The 15,128-nt window shown below is 72.3% G+C and carries 11 protein-coding genes; 8 read left to right on the forward strand and 3 right to left on the reverse strand.

Annotated elements, in window-relative coordinates; translation table 11 throughout:
* Positions 1-264 precede the first annotated feature (264 nt).
* The 4 genes from AB0J40_RS22855 to AB0J40_RS22870 are packed head-to-tail and all read left to right on the forward strand — an operon-like array spanning position 265 to position 9,179.
* A complete protein-coding gene (locus AB0J40_RS22855) occupies positions 265-1,566 on the forward strand; it encodes a hypothetical protein (RefSeq protein WP_364456193.1) in 1,302 nt (433 codons plus the stop codon).
* Positions 1,553-3,679: a CHAT domain-containing protein gene (locus AB0J40_RS22860; RefSeq protein ID WP_364456194.1), complete on the forward strand. Its 2,127-nt coding sequence runs from the start codon at positions 1,553-1,555 to the stop codon at positions 3,677-3,679. The genes AB0J40_RS22855 and AB0J40_RS22860 overlap by 14 nt, the downstream gene beginning before the upstream one ends.
* A complete protein-coding gene (locus AB0J40_RS22865) occupies positions 3,676-8,163 on the forward strand; it encodes an ATP-binding protein (protein ID WP_364456196.1) in 4,488 nt (1,495 codons plus the stop codon). The genes AB0J40_RS22860 and AB0J40_RS22865 overlap by 4 nt, the downstream gene beginning before the upstream one ends.
* The gene (locus tag AB0J40_RS22870) at positions 8,160-9,179 is read left to right on the forward strand and encodes a hypothetical protein (protein WP_364456198.1); all 1,020 of its coding nucleotides are present in this window, start codon (positions 8,160-8,162) and stop codon (positions 9,177-9,179) included. The genes AB0J40_RS22865 and AB0J40_RS22870 overlap by 4 nt, the downstream gene beginning before the upstream one ends.
* A gap of 86 nt (positions 9,180-9,265) precedes the next feature.
* Here AB0J40_RS22870 and AB0J40_RS22875 read toward each other — a convergent pair whose 3' ends face one another.
* Positions 9,266-10,009 carry a helix-turn-helix transcriptional regulator gene (locus AB0J40_RS22875; protein WP_364456200.1) on the reverse strand — a complete coding sequence of 248 codons (744 nt, stop codon included), beginning with the start codon at positions 10,007-10,009 and terminating at the stop codon, positions 9,266-9,268.
* 87 nt (positions 10,010-10,096) lie between these two features.
* Between AB0J40_RS22875 and AB0J40_RS22880 the strand changes: the two genes are divergently transcribed.
* Positions 10,097-11,026, forward strand: a complete 930-nt coding sequence (locus tag AB0J40_RS22880) for an NADP-dependent oxidoreductase (RefSeq protein WP_364456202.1) — start codon at positions 10,097-10,099, stop codon at positions 11,024-11,026.
* A 28-nt stretch (positions 11,027-11,054) separates the two neighbouring features.
* Here the strand turns inward: AB0J40_RS22880 and AB0J40_RS22885 are convergent, their stop codons facing one another.
* Positions 11,055-11,735: a TetR/AcrR family transcriptional regulator gene (locus tag AB0J40_RS22885; RefSeq protein ID WP_364456204.1), complete on the reverse strand. Its 681-nt coding sequence runs from the start codon at positions 11,733-11,735 to the stop codon at positions 11,055-11,057.
* A gap of 106 nt (positions 11,736-11,841) precedes the next feature.
* On the opposite strand from AB0J40_RS22885, the gene AB0J40_RS22890 reads away from it, so the two are divergent.
* The 3 genes from AB0J40_RS22890 (at position 11,842) to AB0J40_RS22900 (ending at position 13,080) form a co-directional block, all read left to right on the forward strand.
* Positions 11,842-12,390, forward strand: a complete 549-nt coding sequence (locus tag AB0J40_RS22890) for a sigma-70 family RNA polymerase sigma factor (RefSeq protein ID WP_364456206.1) — start codon at positions 11,842-11,844, stop codon at positions 12,388-12,390.
* Positions 12,387-12,509 (forward strand): hypothetical protein, encoded by a 123-nt coding sequence (locus AB0J40_RS22895; protein ID WP_364456208.1) that lies wholly within the window; start codon positions 12,387-12,389, stop codon positions 12,507-12,509. Before AB0J40_RS22890 ends, AB0J40_RS22895 begins: the two co-directional genes overlap by 4 nt.
* 133 nt (positions 12,510-12,642) lie before the next feature.
* Entirely contained in the window at positions 12,643-13,080 is a 438-nt protein-coding gene (locus AB0J40_RS22900) for a hypothetical protein (protein WP_364456210.1), read from the forward strand.
* 213 nt (positions 13,081-13,293) lie between these two features.
* Here the strand turns inward: AB0J40_RS22900 and AB0J40_RS22905 are convergent, their stop codons facing one another.
* Positions 13,294-14,931, reverse strand: coding sequence for a beta-1,3-glucanase family protein (locus AB0J40_RS22905; RefSeq protein ID WP_364456212.1), 1,638 nt, complete (start codon positions 14,929-14,931; stop codon positions 13,294-13,296).
* Positions 14,932-15,128: the final 197 nt, after the last annotated feature.

Consider the following 15,128-nt stretch of genomic DNA (forward strand, 5'->3'; position numbering starts at 1 on the left):
GGCCAGACGTCGGACGAGATTGTCTGACGTCGACATGAGAGCATGAGCGACGGCCATCATTCCAGCCTTCTCCGTGTCTGCACTCCGGACACTCGGATTCTCCCGAAACTCACCGGATTCAGGTTGCGGTCCGGATCCAGGCGAACCGCGGTGTAACCAACCGCGTCCGTCAGGCGACTCACCGGTGACGACGAGCACGCGGGAGGGAACGTGGCTTCGGCGGCCGCGACGATCGGTGGCGATGCTGGGCGCCTGATTCGGCGAGTGGTCCGTAGCAGGACCGCGGTGGACGCGCTCGCCGCGCAGATCCGCGACTGGCTCGACGTGCGTCGTGCGGATCCGGTGTTCCACCGGTTCGCCTCGCACCTGCACACACTGGACACCGTCCTGACCCGGATGCTCGACCGGCTGCTCGCCGAGCTCACCGCCGCCGTGTCGTCGGACACGGCCGCCGGGTACGAACGGTGCCGGCGCGCCGATCGCGGGGTGGCCACGGTGCGGCGGTTGTTCCTCTGGTATGCCGGGAAGTACGACCAGCGCCTGCCGGACGGCCATCCCGCCGTGCTCGGCGCCGCCGACGAGCTCGCCCGCAGCTGCTGGACCGAGGCTTTCGCCGCGGTGAAGCGGAAGCCCCCGACGGGCCCGTTGTGTTTCGTCGACAACCGCGTGGACGCGCTGGCCGGGCGCCGCTGCGAAGTCCCTTCGGAGCTGCGGCCCGGGGTCGACGATCCGGTCGCCGAGTTCGTCGGCCGGTTGCCGATCCCGGTGATCGCGCTGCCCGAGACCGCGGTTCGCGAGGGCTGGTGGCTGGTGCTCGCGGCCCACGAAACCGGCCACCACGTGCTGCTCGACCTCGACCTCGCCGCCCCCGTCCGCGTGGCACTGCGCGACGCCGTCGGGTTGGACCTGGCTCAGGACTGGACCCGGTGGCACAACGAGGTTTTCGCCGATCTGTACTCGGTGCTCATGGTCGGCCCGGCCGCGGCCTGGGCGATCGACGAGCTGCAGTACGGCCCGCCGGAACACCTGCTCCGTCCCCGCGGCGGCTACCCGGCGCCGCTGGTCCGGCTCGCGCTGATCGGCGAGACGCTCAAGGCGCTCGGCACGCCGGGCGACGTTCCCACCGCGGCCGACGCCGCCGCGGCTGAGGACGCCGCCGCGGCGACGCATCTGGCCGTATTGCCCGAAGTCGTGCACGCGCTGCTCGACATTCCCTTCGGCACGGGCACTTTGCGCTCGCTCGCCCTCGACGAGGTCGTCACCTCCGGGCCGCGGCTGCGGTCATGGTCGGCGCAGCTGACCCGGCCCGAGCCGGCGATCGGCGCGCTCGGCTCGCCTGAAGCGCCGCGCGTGCTCGCCGCCGCGGCCGTGCACCGCTACCGCGCGCTCACCGCCGCCGGCGAGGACGACACGCTGGGCGCGTTGCACACCGGTACCCTGTCGGTGCTGGCGCGCAGCGGCCCACCGGGAGTGCTCGCGCCGCCTGGGGAAGCGGAGCTCGAGGAACTGGCCGACGCGCTGGGCGAGCTGCTGGTCGAAAGGGCCGCCGAAGGTGAACCTGCCTAGAATCCTCGTCGACGTCGTGCCGCACGCGCCCGGCTGGCTCGTGCGGGTCTCCGGCGATGGCCTCGCGGCGGAGTTCGCCGTGGACGCGATGACCGTCGTCTGCGACGACCGCGAGCTGACTGTGCCGTACCGAGGCGAGATCGACCCGGCCGAGCTGGGCAAGCGGCTGACCCGGATCGAGCAGCGGCGAACGGGCGACGGGGATGTCTACGCCTATGGCGAATGGCTGTTCGGCTGCCTGCTCGAACCGGTGTGGCCCGAAATCGTCGAGCTGCCGTGCGTCAAGGAGGCGAAGGGCGTCGAGCTCGCGTTGCGCTGGCCGCTCGACGAGGTCGTTCTGCACCAGCTGACCTGGGAAGCCATGTGCCACAACGGGATTCCGCTGGCCAACGACGCCGGGCTGGTGGTCGGCATCACCCGGCTGGTCCCGCGGCAGGCCCGTGAGCTGGCGACGATCCAGCGGACGCCGCGGGTGCTGTTCGCGGTCGGCGGCGCGCTGCTGGACGACACGATCCGGCCCGGTGCGATGTTCATGGGGCTGCTGCGGGCTTTCGACGCCGAGGGCGTGTGCGCCGCGAAGGCCGTGCAAGGCGTCAAGGTCGAGGATCTGGCGCGCCACTGCGCGGAATTCCGGCCGGACGTGGTGCACCTCGTGGCGCACGGCGACGTCGTCGACGGCCGTGGCGCGATCAGGCTGGCCGACGGCTGGGCGAACGCGGACGTCCTCGTGCCCGCGCTGACCAACGGCCGCGCGAGCCCGATCGCCGTCGTGCTCAGCGCGTGCCGCACCGGATCCGGCGAGGCCGCGGAGCCGATGCCGTCCGGCCCGCTGGCCGCCGAGCTGGTGGCGCGCGGCATCCCGATCGTGTCCGCGGTCGCGGGCGAGGTCAGCGAGCAGGCGTGCCGCCTCTACAGCCGCCGCCTGGTCGAAGCGATCAGCGACGGGACTCCGCTGGCCAAAGCCGTCGCCGAGGGACGGCGGGCCGCGCTCAGCCGGATCGAGCCGGGGCGGCAGCTGGACTGGGCGATGCCCGCGCTGTTCGTCGCCGAGTCGGTGGCGCCGGATTTCCGCCCGGTGAACCGCGAAGCCGCGGCCTGGCTGATCAAGGCCGCCCGGGACCTGCAGCTGCGGCAGTCACCGGTGTTCATCGGCCGTGCCGCGATCCTCGAGCACGTGGACGACATGTTCGACCCACGCCGTCCGCTCGGGGTGATCGGCGTGGTGCGGCACGGCTCGCTGGACGGTCTCGGTGGCACCCGGCTGCTCCGGGAGATGGGTTACCAGCTGCTGATGCGCGGGCACGTCCCATTGGTGCTGGGCCCGTACGCGCCGACGAAGTCACCGGCGGACCTGCGTGGCTTCGTGGCCGAGGTCTTCGGTTCCGTGCTGAGGCTGGCCGAAGAGTTCGAGCTCGCGCTGCCGCGCTTCAAGCTCCTCGACGCGTTTTACCCCGGAGACGTGCCGGAAAGCTCGTTGGAAGCGGCGACGCTTGCGCTCGACGCGTTCACCCGGGATCCCGCCCGGCTCGTGGCCGGCCTGGTCCGGCTGTCGCTGGGGCACGACCTCCAGGCGTTCGCCGCCGTGGCCGAGGGGCTGGGGGCGCCGTTCGGCGCGCAGACCAGGGTGGTGCTGCTCGCGGACGAGATCCACCGCTGGCCGTTCGTCGAGGAGCTGATCGCGCTCCTGAGCGACGCGGGCGAGAAGGGCCTCGGCCGGCCTGATCACCCCGCGCCCTTCGTGTTCACCGCCTCGTTGACGGAAAACGAGTGCGGGCCGCTGCTGAGGTCGTTCAGCGAAGTCAAATACGGCCAGCCCGGCTACGCTTTCCCGCCGCTGGACGTGCTGGACGCCGACGAGGCGCTGCTCGGCTTCCAATGGGTCCTGCTCAACCCGTGGAGGCGTGACACCGAAGCCGAGCGCAAGGTCTACGCGGCCAAGGCCGACGCCAACCGGAAGGTCGTGCGGGCGCTGTTCGACATGCTCGACGGCAAGCCCGCACAGGTGCGCAATCCGTTGTTCTACAAGGTGGCTCACGCGCTGGAGGTGAGCGGCGCCTTCGTCGCCGACGACGACTTCGCCACCTGGACCCGCTACCTGGGGCTGGCGCGATGACCGAGTTCACAGCCGAAGAGCTGCTGCGTGAGCTGAAGGAATGGCAGGAGCGCGCGCAGGCGCGGGCATTCGCCGAGTTCGACGACTGGACGCTGTGCCTGCTCGGCCTGCTCCCGGAGTGGACCCCCGAACTGGCCTCCCGACTCGACCTGCACAGCGGTGAGCCTGCCGGATTCGTCGAGCGGCTCGCGCGGGCCGACCTCGTCGAGCACCGGCAGGCGGCGGGGGGCGTGCTGCAGTCGTTCTGGGTCCGTCCGCACCGCCGCCGCGAACTGGGCGACTACCTGCGCGACCGGCACGACCCGGAGGCCGTCGTCCGGTTCTACGAAACGCTCTGCGCCAAAGTCGTCGAAGAGCGGCTGGCGGAGCTGGGAATCTGGCTGCAGGTCCGGGATTTCCAGGCCGACCCGTCCGGCGGCGTGCTGCTCGGCCGGATCGAGGCCCTCCTGCGGGAGGACGATCTTCCGGGCGCGGCGACGGTCGTGACGACGTCGCGAGTGGTCGGCGAGATCATCGGCGGGCCGCTCGAGGACGCGGTGAAGCGGGCGAAGTGGCGGCTCGACCGCGAGTACCGCACGCGCGACGACCTCGGGCACCTGGGCGGCTACCACCGGCGGGCCGAGATCGAAAACGCCCTGACCGAGCTGGTCACCGGCCGCGACAGGCGGTGGGCGGTGCACCTGTTCGGCAACGCCGGCGTCGGCAAAACGATGACCGTGCGCTACCTGGCGTCCGGGAAACTGGCCGAGGACCACGGGATCCCGCGCTTCCCGGTGGCGCGGGTGGACTTCGACCACCTCGATCCGCGCTACCCGGAGCGGCGCCCGGCCGAGCTGCTCGTCGCGATGACCGACGAGCTGCTCGGGTTCGCCACCACCCGGAGCGCCGAGCACCGCTACCGCGCGGTCCGCGACGCCGCCGACGCGGTGCACGAAGAGCTTTCCCGCTCCGATCCCGACCCGGCCGGCGTCGAAGACTTGCGATCGAGGGCGATCGACCGGTTCGCCGAGTTCCTCGGTGAGCTGCCGTCGCCGGTCGTGTTGGTGCTCGATACGTGCGAGGAACTCGCGAAGCTGTATCCCGCGGGCGCCAGCGCCCCGGCCATCGATCAGACCTTCGACCTGCTGGAGCGCCTGCACGAGCGGAATCCCGGCATGCGAGTGGTGCTCGCCGGGCGCCGGTACCTGGTCAAGCCGGACGACGTGTCCTACAGCGGCCCGCTCCTGCACCGCCACGACTACGTCCGGGTCGTGCCGATGAGCGGTTTCACTCGCGACGACGCCCTAGGGTACTTCGCCGAACGGGAGATCCCCGAGCGGCTGCACCGGGTCCTGCTGGAACGTTCGGCCGACGGGGACCGGTACAACCCCTTCGAGCTGGCCGGGTTGTGCGACTGGGTGCGGGACGAGGCGAACCTCGATCTCGCCGAGCTGGCCGCGACGGTCGTGGATCCCTACGTGGAGCGCCGGATCCTCAGCCGGATCCAGGATCGTGACGTCCTCGCGGCCTTGCCGGTGGCGGTGGCGCTGGGGGAGTTCGACCGGGCGTTGCTCACCCCGGCGCTGACGCGGCTGGGTGTGGACTTCGCCGCGGCGTTCGACGGTCTCTCCGCGCAGGAGTGGGTGAACGTCCGCGACGTCGGCGACGACGGCATGCCGCTGGTGGTCGAGGTCGACGAACACCTCAGGGAGCGGCTGCGCGCGGTACTGGAGCGTTCGGACCGCCCGGCGGCGGACCTGGCGGCGCTGGGCCGGGACGCGGCGGCGGTGATCCGCCGGGGACCGTTGCCGGAGGTGGCGACCGCGACGGTCCTGGCGGCGGTGCGGCTGCTGCCCCCGGCCGAAGCCGGGACGCTGTGGGACGAGATCGACGACGAGATCCTGCGTCACCGCGAATGGGCGTGGGCACTGCAGGTGGCGCCGCGGGTGGCCGCGATGGAGCGAGCCCGGGCCGGTGACGGCGAACCGACGATCCTGGGGGCGATCCTGGCCACCGAGGCGTCCGCACGCATCCACAGTGGACACCGCGAAGGGCTGGCCGCGCTCTGGGACGCCGTGAGCACCCATGCCGTCCGGCATCCGGCTCTCGAAGCCGTCGACCTGCTCAGCGCGCGAGCCGAACTCGGCGAGATCGCCGCCGGGAACGTCCAGGACGGGCTCGCCGAGCTCTGGCCCCCGGACGCCGCGATCGCGGCGCTGGAGGCCATGGTGGCCGCGTCGCTCGACGTCGCCGACGACGTCCTGCGGCTCATCGAGTCGCTCGGGCCGGAGGATCGGTCGATCGCGGACGGGGCGTTCGTCCTGCTCGCCGCGTGCTGGCTGCAGGGCCGGAACGTCGAGCGAGTCGCCGACCTGCTCGACGAACGGCTCGCCACCTTCGGCACGGACCGCGAGCCCGAGGTCTGGCCGGACTGGGTGGCTCCCCGCGGGCTGGGTGACCGCCTGCGCCTGGGGCGGGTGCTGATCGCGCTCTACGGCGGCAAACCACTCGACGAGGAGACCCAGCGCCGATGGCGGTACGAGGCGAACGGCGGTTACGGCGACATCGATTCCGACCGCCTGTACGCCGCTCTGGTCGACTACCGGCTGGCGCACACCCTCGATTTCGTACCGGCGGGTTCGTCCGCGATCCCGGCCGGAGAGCCGGTTCCCTGGCTGCACCACGGGTTCGCGCGCGCTCTGGTGCTCGTGCTCGCGGAAGTGCTGACGCTGCAAGGCGAGTACGCCGCCGCCGCGGACGTCCTGAACGACCACCGGGCGATGGCCGTCGCCGCGGGTGATCAGGCGGAGCTCATCGCGGCCTGCGACCTCGCGTTGCTGCGGCTGTGCCGTGCGGCGCGCTCGACGCAGTACGCTCCGGTCCAAGGACTGGCCTACGACGGCTCGCCACGTCTGCGCGACGAAGCTTGGCTCGTGTTGAGGCTGCTCGGCGAGGCCGACGATCCCCGGTGGGCCGAGTACTGCTCGCCCTACGGCCGATGGCGCTGCGATCCGTCCCGCGGGGAGCGACCCGACCCCACCGGATGGGCGGTGGACCACCTCGACGTCTGGGAAACGGAGCCGGACACGTCGATTCCCGCCGGTGGTCTCCTCGCCAAGGGACGCGGCTACCTGATGGCAGGCGAAATCGAGGCTCTGCTCGGTTCCCGTGCGCGGGCGGAGCCCTTGCTCATCCACGCCCGGGACGCGTTGGCTGCCGCGGGCTACCAGCGCGGCGTGGACTACGCGAACCGGTTGCTGTCCCGGCGACCGGTACCGAAGGAACTCGTCGCCCCGAGCCGGTGGCGGTTGTTCGCCGACTGGGTGCGCTCCCGGTTCGCCGTGGCCGGGCAGTCCGCGCACAACTTCGGGTACCGTCTCCGGCGCTGGCGAGCCACCCACACCTGGCTCGAGGTCGTTGTCTTTCTCGCCACGGGGGCAATGGTCGGCTGCCTCATGGCCGTCGTGGTGGCGCTTCTCGGCGGCTCCCTCTTCTGGACATACGTGGCCGGCCTGGCACCGGTGTTCTTCTACCTGGCTGGTGGTTTGAGCGAGTCGAGCCGGACGTTCACGACACGGCGAGTGGTCCTGATGCCTGACGGCGATCGCCTGAGGGTGACCGTCTGGCCGCACCATGCGCCGGCGAAGTTCGGCCGGGAGCCCAAGAACCACCGTGAGCGGAGCCGCCTTGCCACCTCGATCTGGACCGGCGAGCTCGACTGGAACCGGAGCGAACCGCCCGAGAGCCTGGAGGAAGTGCCCCTCTTCGACGGGCCGTTGTCCCCGATCGATTTTCCCCTCGCGCTCCTCGAAATCCCCCGCGAACTGCACTTCGCCGGCCCTTGGGAACGGGCCTTGACGGCCGCTCTGTCCGCCCGGCAGAGGTCGCGCGTCATCCTGGTCCGGTGGGTTCCCGGCGTCCGCCGGGCCACACTGCTCCAGGAGTGGCGGGCGCGCTCCGAGGCGTTCCACGGCCCGGTGCGGCTGCGGCCCGGCCGGGCCTGGAACGATGTTCCGGGGCCACGACGGCTCATCCAGCTGGTCGGGACGCCGGTGCGGACGTCGGCGGGCTGGCAGATCCGGGTGCGGGACGCGAGTGGTCAGGCCGCCCGGCAGAAGAGCCGGGGCGCCGAACACCGCGAAGAGCTGTTCGACCTGCAGACGCTGACACGGGAGAAGGCCGGGCTGCTCGTGCTGCAGGCCGACCCCGCCGACGGTTCGCCCCGGCCGTTGGACAGTGACCGTGACGGGTTCGTCCGGGCCGCCGCGGCGGCCATGGACAACGGAGCCGACGCGGTGCTCGTCCTGCCGCCGTTACCCGATGACCTGGCCAAGGACGCCGTCGAGATGATCTGGCGGTCGGTCGGCCGCGCACAGGTGCTGAACGCCGAAAAGCTGATCGGTCTCGTCGCGGGCTTGAAGATGATGGTGTACAAGGCGGAACGGCCGGTGACCGACGCGTGCGTCGACGTGCTGCTGTTCCTGCGCAGCCAAGGAGGACCATGACCGAGTTCGCGCGCCGTGCCGGGGAGCGGGTGAAGGCCTGGTTCAGCGCCAATGCCGACCACGTCACCCTGAAGTTCTACCCCGAGCCCGATGCCGAACCCCTCGTGCCCGGCGACGGGTACGTCCGGCTATGGCTGGCCGAAGGCTTTCTCGCGAAGGCGGTCAGCTGGGGCAACAAGCACTTCCCGGCGTTGCACGGCGGAGTGACCCTCACGTTCGCCAACCAGCTGACGCCGTTCACGCGCTTCACGAAACCGGCCGCGACCCTGGCCGCGCCCGGGGCGTACATCGACTACCCGATGACGCCGCTACTGCCGTTCGCCGGTGGGACCGTCGAGGTCGAGGCCGCGCTGTACCAGGCGTCGGTGGCGGGGCCGCTGGCCGCCGCGGTCGCGATCGGCGGGAGCATCGCGTCGCTGATCGGGCCGCCGCTGAGCGTGGCCGCGGCCATCGCGGACAAGGTCGGCACCGGACTCGACACCGTGCTGGCCACGCAGGACGAAAAGCCGGTCCTCGGCCTGCACCACACGCTCATCGCCGCGGGCGGGGGCGGGCAGGTGCTGCGCGGTGGGCACCTCGTCGTCGTCAACGCCCCGGAAAGCGAGGTACCCGCGAGCCTGCGGGTGGCGGAGGGCAGGCTGCGGACCGACGCCGGGCTGCTGACCGGGTTCGACTACCTCGTGGTGCGTGTGGAATGCCGTACCCAGCACGATGAATTGCGATTCCCGAACCTGGCCGAGCTGGAACAGCGTGCAGCGTACGAATGGCAGATGGGGAATGCGGACCGCTACCGCGAGATCCGTGCTCAGGCCGTTGCGGAGGCACTGGGATCGCCGGATCTGATCGCCCGCGACCGCACCGTTGTCGCGCGGTATGTCGCTGGCCGCTTCGACGCACTGAAGGAGTTCGGGGCGGTACCCGGTGAGGAAGGCGGCTTCGACCCGATCCCGGCTCACCTGCTGCCCGGCCAGGACGAGGTGGCCAACCTGACCCTGGACGACTTGCTCCGGGACTGAGCCCGCGAACGACGGCCCGGGTCTTCACCGATCGAGCACGGCAACGCTGGACTACCCGGTGCTGATCCACGCCGTCCGCGGCTTGGCTACCGCATGGCGGCGCGGTAGCGGCCGGGTGTCCGGCCGACGAGGGCGGTGAACGCCTCGATGAAGCTGCCCGGGTTCGCCCAGCCCAGCCGGATCGCCGTGTCGGTTACCGAGGTGCCTTCGGCGAGTTCGAGCAAGGACCGCTGTACCCGCAGCAGCGTGCGCCACTGGTGGAAGCTCATCGCCAGCTCCCTCCCGAACAGGCGGCTGAGCGTCCGTTCGCTCGAGCCGGTGCGGTGGCCCAGTTCCGCCAGCGTCGCCGGGTTGGCCGGGTCGGCGTGCAGCAGGTCCGTGACGGCCTTGAGCCGCGCATCGCGAGGCTCCGGGAGGCGCAGTAGTTCCCGCGGGGCGCGCACGAGCTCCGAGAGGACGACGTCGAGCAGCAGCCGGGCGCGGGGACTGCCGGTGGGCTCGCCGAGATTCGCCAGGTAGGCCTCGCGCAGCAGTGCGCTGGCCTCGAACACCGACGGCTCCGCCGGCAGCTGGCCGGCCGATGCCGACGGCACTTCGAGCAGCCGGACGTCGGTCCTGCCGTGCGACCGGCTGCTGTGCACGTGGAACGGCGGCACCCACGTGATGCGGTTCGCCGGCGCCACCCAGGTACCGGCGCGGGTCGAGGTGACCAGCGCCCCGGAAGCGGCGTACCTGAGCTGACCGAAGTCGTGGAAGTGCGCGGGGACGACGTCTCCGTGCGCCAGTGGCTCGCACACCGCCGGATCGCCGGCCCGGAGGAGTTCGATCATCGGTACCCAGCCTAGCCTGGCGGGTAGCCGGAAAAACCTGGCGCGGTACCGGTGGTCCGCCCGCGCGGTGACGGCCATCGTCGGAGTATGCGAATCATCACCCAGCACACCTTCGGGGGCCCGGAGGTCCTCACCGTCGAGGACGCGCCCGCGCCCCGGCCGCTGCCGACCGAAGTCCTCGTCCGAGTGCGCGCGATCGGGCTGAACCCCCTGGAACCGCGCCTGCGGGCCGGCGAGTTCCCGCTGCTCGGCCGGCCGCCGTTCGTCCTCGGCTGGGACGTCAGCGGCGTCGTCGAGGCGGCGCCGCAAACCTGGCGGTTCCAGCCCGGCGACGAGGTGTTCGGGATGCCGCTGTTCCCGCGGGCGGCCGGCGCGTACGCCGAGTTCGTGGCGGCTCCGGCCCTGCACCTGACGCGCAAGCCGGCGTCGCTCTCCGACGTCGAGGCGGCGGCGTTGCCGGCCGCCGGGCTGACCGCGTGGCAGGGGCTGGTCGACCTCGCCGGCGTGACCGCGGGCGACCGCGTGCTGGTCCACGGCGGGGGCGGCGGCGTCGGCCACATCGCGATCCAGCTCGCGAAGTCCCTCGGCGCGCACGTGATCACCACCGCGGGCCCGGCCAAGCGGGAGTTCGTCGAGGGGCTCGGCGCCGACGAGGTCGTCGACTACACCGCGGTCGACTTCGCCGAGGTCGTCGGCGACGTCGACGTGGTGCTCGACACGATCGGCGGCGACACCGCCGAGCGCTCGCTTGGTGTGCTCCGCCCCGGCGGCCACCTCGTGACGGCCGTCGCCGAACAGGACACGGAGCTCATCGCCAAGTTCGAGGCGGCGGGCATGCGCTTCAGCGGCATCGTGGTGGACCCCGACCCGGTCGGACTGCGCGGCCTCGCCGGCCTCGCCGACCGGGGCGAGCTCCGGATCCACGTGCAGGAGACCTTCCCGTTCGACCGCGTCGCCGACGCCCACCGGCTGATCGAGCGGGGGCACCTGCGGGGCAAGGTGGTCCTCACCGTCTGACGGCCGGGTGCGCCACCGCCCCCGTCGCTCAGGCCGGTGGGCGCGGCGGGGGCGGCAGGGGCTGGTGCGGGTCGAGTTCGATGCCGCCGGCGCGCAGGGAGTCGTCGATGATGCGCCAGATCCAGCGGGTGAGCAGCTCGGTCAGCTGGGTGCGCGTGACGCCGCGGGGGCTTTCGAGCCACTGCGCGGTACAGGAGTCGACGAGGCCGACGACGCCGAAGGAAATGACCTCGGCGATGCGCGCGTCCAGCTTGAACGCCGTCAGGTAGAACTCGAACACCTGCGTGAGCTGGCGCGCGATGACCGTCTTGACGTCGGAGATCGCGTTGCGGCCGCCGATCTGGGCGTGCCGGGTCAGGTAGCGGTAGAGGTTGCCGTTGCCGGCGAGCCAGCCGGTGTGCGCGTCGACCGCGACGGTGATCATCTGCAGCGGGCTGCCCTGCGGCTCCCACACCGGCAGCAGCGCGGTGGTGATGAGCCCGGTCGCCCGGTCGGCGATCGCGCGCTTGAGGTCGGTCGCGTCGTCGAAGTGCTTGTACAGCTGGGGACGCGCCACGCCGGCTACGTCGGCGATGCGCTCGGTCGACACGTCGGGGCCGAGTTCGGCGATCGCCCGCAGTGCGGCGTCGACGAACTCGCGACGCCGGCGCTCGCGCTGCCCCGCCCAGCGGGCCGCGCGTCCGTCGCCGGGACCGGAGGAGGACGTCACTTCGCAGACCCTACCGGGGAGCAGGGTAGGGGCTACGCTTCTGTATCTGTTACTTTGAGGCCCGACAAATCACGGAGCGTGGTTGTGGCGCGGATCGGAGTGCGCGATGTGGGGAGCGGTGGACGACGGCGGCCCGCCGGACGCCCGGCTGATCGCCGAGTTCCGCCGGGGCGACGCCGGCGCGGGTGACCGGCTCTTCCGCCGGCACGCGGGCGCCCTGCGCCGGCTCGCCGCGGAGTGGGGCGGCCGGCCCGCCGACTGGGACGATCTGGTGGCGGCGGCGTTCACCCGCGTGCTCGCCGTCCTCCGCGCCGGCGGCGGGCCGCGGGAGAACCTCCGGCCGTACCTCGTGACGACGGTGCGCGACCTGGCAGCCCGGCGGCACGCGCCCGGGGGCCCGGGCGGGCCCGAGGCGGACATCCCGGGCACCGACGACCTGGTCGGGGCGGCTTTCCACACCCTGCCGGCCCGGTGGCGGACGGTGCTGTGGAGCACCGTCGCCGAAGGGCGTACGGCGGCCGAGCTGGCGCCCGTGCTGGGGGTGTCGCCGACCGGGGTCGCGGTGCTGGCCGCGCGGGCCCGCGAGGCGCTGCGGCACGCCTACCTGCAGGCCCGGCAGTCGCCCGAGCCGGTGGTCCCCGGGAAGTGCCGATGAACCCCGTCGCCACGCCCATCTTCGACGAGGTGGTCGCGGAGGCCGGCCTGCAGTGGCCGGGCCCCGACGACCACGAACCGGACCCTTCCGAGCCGCCGGTGACGACTGTCGATCCGTGAACACGTTCGTCACCCCTCCGGGGCTGACTCACTCTTTCGGGTTAACTCAGGTGGCGGGTTCGGTGCCGTCGTGGCGTCACGGCCGGCGACGAGCGCCCTCGCACTCCCGAGACCGACGGGGAGGTGCGGGCCGGTGGGCGATCGAGAACACTGCGGCCGTGCCGTGCGGACGCTGCGCGGCCGGTGGCGGCTGGCGAGCATCACCAGCGGGTGGCGGTTCCCGAGCGACTGGGCGGTGCCCGAAGTGGACACCGTGTGCAGCTCCGCGTTGTTCCGCGGCGACCTGACCACGGCGCTGACCGTCCTGGGCGGCGCACGCGCGCGGACCGGCGCCGGGCTGGACGAGACGCTGTACGACGTCGCCGCGCTGCACGCGGTGCTGGACGGGCGCACGGACGCGGCCCCGTTCGCGATGCTCCGCGCGGCCGCGATCGGCTGGGCCGACGTGGCGACGACCGAGCCGGCGGCGACCGAGCCGGCGGCGACTGGGTGTTCCCCGCCCGAACGCGCCTGGAGACTGCCGCGAGTCCCTGCCGAAGCGGGCAAGCCCGAAGCGCTCGAACGGGAGTAGCGCCGGGCTCGCCCCCTACGCGAGCCCGGCGCTGCGTCCCCCGCTACCGTCCCCGGCTCCCCAGCCGGGGACGACGGTCCCCGCGACCGCCTGTGCCGGTGAAACCGCCTCACCTCGTCGTCGTGACGCCCGAACTGCCCGCGAACACCCGCCCGGGGGATGCCGGGCACGAAAAAGCCCAGGCCGGCGGCCTGGGCTTCCCCGCTCCGGGCACTACCGCGTGAACGTGAACCAGTTGATGTTGACGAAGTCCGCCGAGCCGCCCGAGAACGTCAGGTACAGGTCGTGCACGCCGGTCGCCGAGGCGACGATGTTCGCCGGGACCGTCTGCCACGACTGCCAGCCCCCGTTGTTGGCGAAGTCGATCTCCGCGAGCACCGGGCCCGACACGCTGTCGACCCGCGCGCGGATCGCGCCGCTCACGCCCGCCGCCGCGCCCGACGCCAGCCGGGCGACGAACTGGCGGGGCGAGCTCGACCCGAAGTCGACTCCCGAGTACTTGAGCCAGTCGCCGTTGGCGATCCAGCCGACGTCCGTGCCGCCGCCGGAGTCGCTGCACGCCTCGTTCTGCGTGCCGCTCTGGGCGCTGTAGGACTCCGCCTGGATCGTCGAGTACGCGCTCGTGCCGCCGCCGGTCGGCGGGGTCGTCGTGCCGCCGCCCGCGCCCAGCGCCACGGTCCAGGACGTCGGGGCCGGGTCCTGGAGATGGCCGTCCACCGGCCGGCTGCCCGTCGGGCCGACGTCGTCGTACGGGAACGCGTAGCCGATCGACGCGTGCCGGTGGACCAGGCGCGCGTAGTGGTTGGTCGTGGCGTCCTGGTAGTACTGCGAAGGCGCGACGCCGTCGGGCTGGTTGTTGCCGCCCGCGACCAGCAGGCTGCTGCGGTTGAGCGCGGCCGCGAGCCGGGCCGCGATCGCGCCGCGCGCGTCGCCGCCGGAGTTGTACAGCGGCCCGCTCGCGCAGCCGAAGATGTCGATCGCGCTCGGCTTGGTGAACGGAACGCCGTTGGTGTTCAGGCCGGCGAACACCAGCGTGTCGCCGCTGACCGTGCCCGTGTACGAGCCGATGCTGCCCTGCCCGTTGATCGTCAGCGGCGTCGAGCGGTAGTGGTCCCAGACGGCGTTGAGGTACCCGCTCCAGTAGCCGCCGAAGTCGGTCGGGGAGTGGCCCGGCGCGAGCACGCGCACCACCTTGCCGGCGGAGTCGGTGACGACCAGCTGGTCCCACGGCGCCCCGTCGGCGGAGTGCTGGGCGCGCAGCCCGTCCGCGATGGCGCCGAGCGCGCCGTCGGGCAGCGGGCTGACCGACTGCGACCCCGCCGCGCCCGTCGTGGCCATCGACACCGGCAGCGCCACCATGTCCACGTAGCTGATGTTCGCGTAGAGGTTCGCGCTGTTGTAGGTGAACTCGGCGAACGTCCAGTTGGTCCGCCAGTTCGGGTCCGAGCTGGTGAAGCCGGGCTGCACCAGGCCGGGACCCGGGTTGACGAAGAACTGGATCTTCTGGTCGGTCGAGAACCACACGCGGCCGCCGATGATGTAGTCGCGCAGCGTCACCGTGACCTGGGCGCCCGAGCCGCTCAGCGGGATGGCGTAGTCGGGGATCGGGGTGACCGGCGAGGAGGGGTTGGGCAGGCGCTGGAACTGGCCGCTCGCCGTGACGAACCCGGGCCAGCCCGAGGTGTCGGCGCCGCTGATGTAGGCGTAGACGGTCCCGGAGCCCGAATTGTTCTTGAGCGTCACCGGCAGGGACGCCGCCGCCCGCGCTTGCGGCGCGGTGGCGGTGGACCACAGCGACGCGCCGGCCACGGCGGTCAGGCCGGCGGTGACGAAGGTACGCCTGGACAGCATGGCGCCTCCTGGAGGGAGTGCGGCACGTGCGTGGCGGCGGCACGCGTCCGCGACGGTGGGGACGGCCGAACGCTAAGGACGCTTCGCCGCAATGGTCAAGACCATTCGCCGCGGTCGGGTACGGGCGGCCGGAGAGCCTGCCCGGTAGTACACCCGGCCGCGGCTACTCCATTAGAGGCCGGCTGCCTCCCGGTCGA

Source organism: Amycolatopsis sp. NPDC049691 (genome assembly GCF_040675005.1).
GTDB lineage: Bacteria > Actinomycetota > Actinomycetes > Mycobacteriales > Pseudonocardiaceae > Amycolatopsis.

What these genes read in the sequence shown, in the direction of transcription:
- AB0J40_RS22865 (WP_364456196.1), top strand. Translation starts at nt 3,676, where the DNA reads ATGACCGAGTTCACAGCCGAAGAGCTGCTGCGTGAGCTGAAGGAATGG.
- AB0J40_RS22870 (WP_364456198.1), top strand. Translation starts at nt 8,160, where the DNA reads ATGACCGAGTTCGCGCGCCGTGCCGGGGAGCGGGTGAAGGCCTGGTTC.
- AB0J40_RS22875 (WP_364456200.1), bottom strand. Translation starts at nt 10,009, where the DNA reads ATGATCGAACTCCTCCGGGCCGGCGATCCGGCGGTGTGCGAGCCACTG.
- AB0J40_RS22880 (WP_364456202.1), top strand. Translation starts at nt 10,097, where the DNA reads ATGCGAATCATCACCCAGCACACCTTCGGGGGCCCGGAGGTCCTCACC.
- AB0J40_RS22890 (WP_364456206.1), top strand. Translation starts at nt 11,842, where the DNA reads ATGTGGGGAGCGGTGGACGACGGCGGCCCGCCGGACGCCCGGCTGATC.
- AB0J40_RS22895 (WP_364456208.1), top strand. Translation starts at nt 12,387, where the DNA reads ATGAACCCCGTCGCCACGCCCATCTTCGACGAGGTGGTCGCGGAGGCC.
- AB0J40_RS22905 (WP_364456212.1), bottom strand. Translation starts at nt 14,931, where the DNA reads ATGCTGTCCAGGCGTACCTTCGTCACCGCCGGCCTGACCGCCGTGGCC.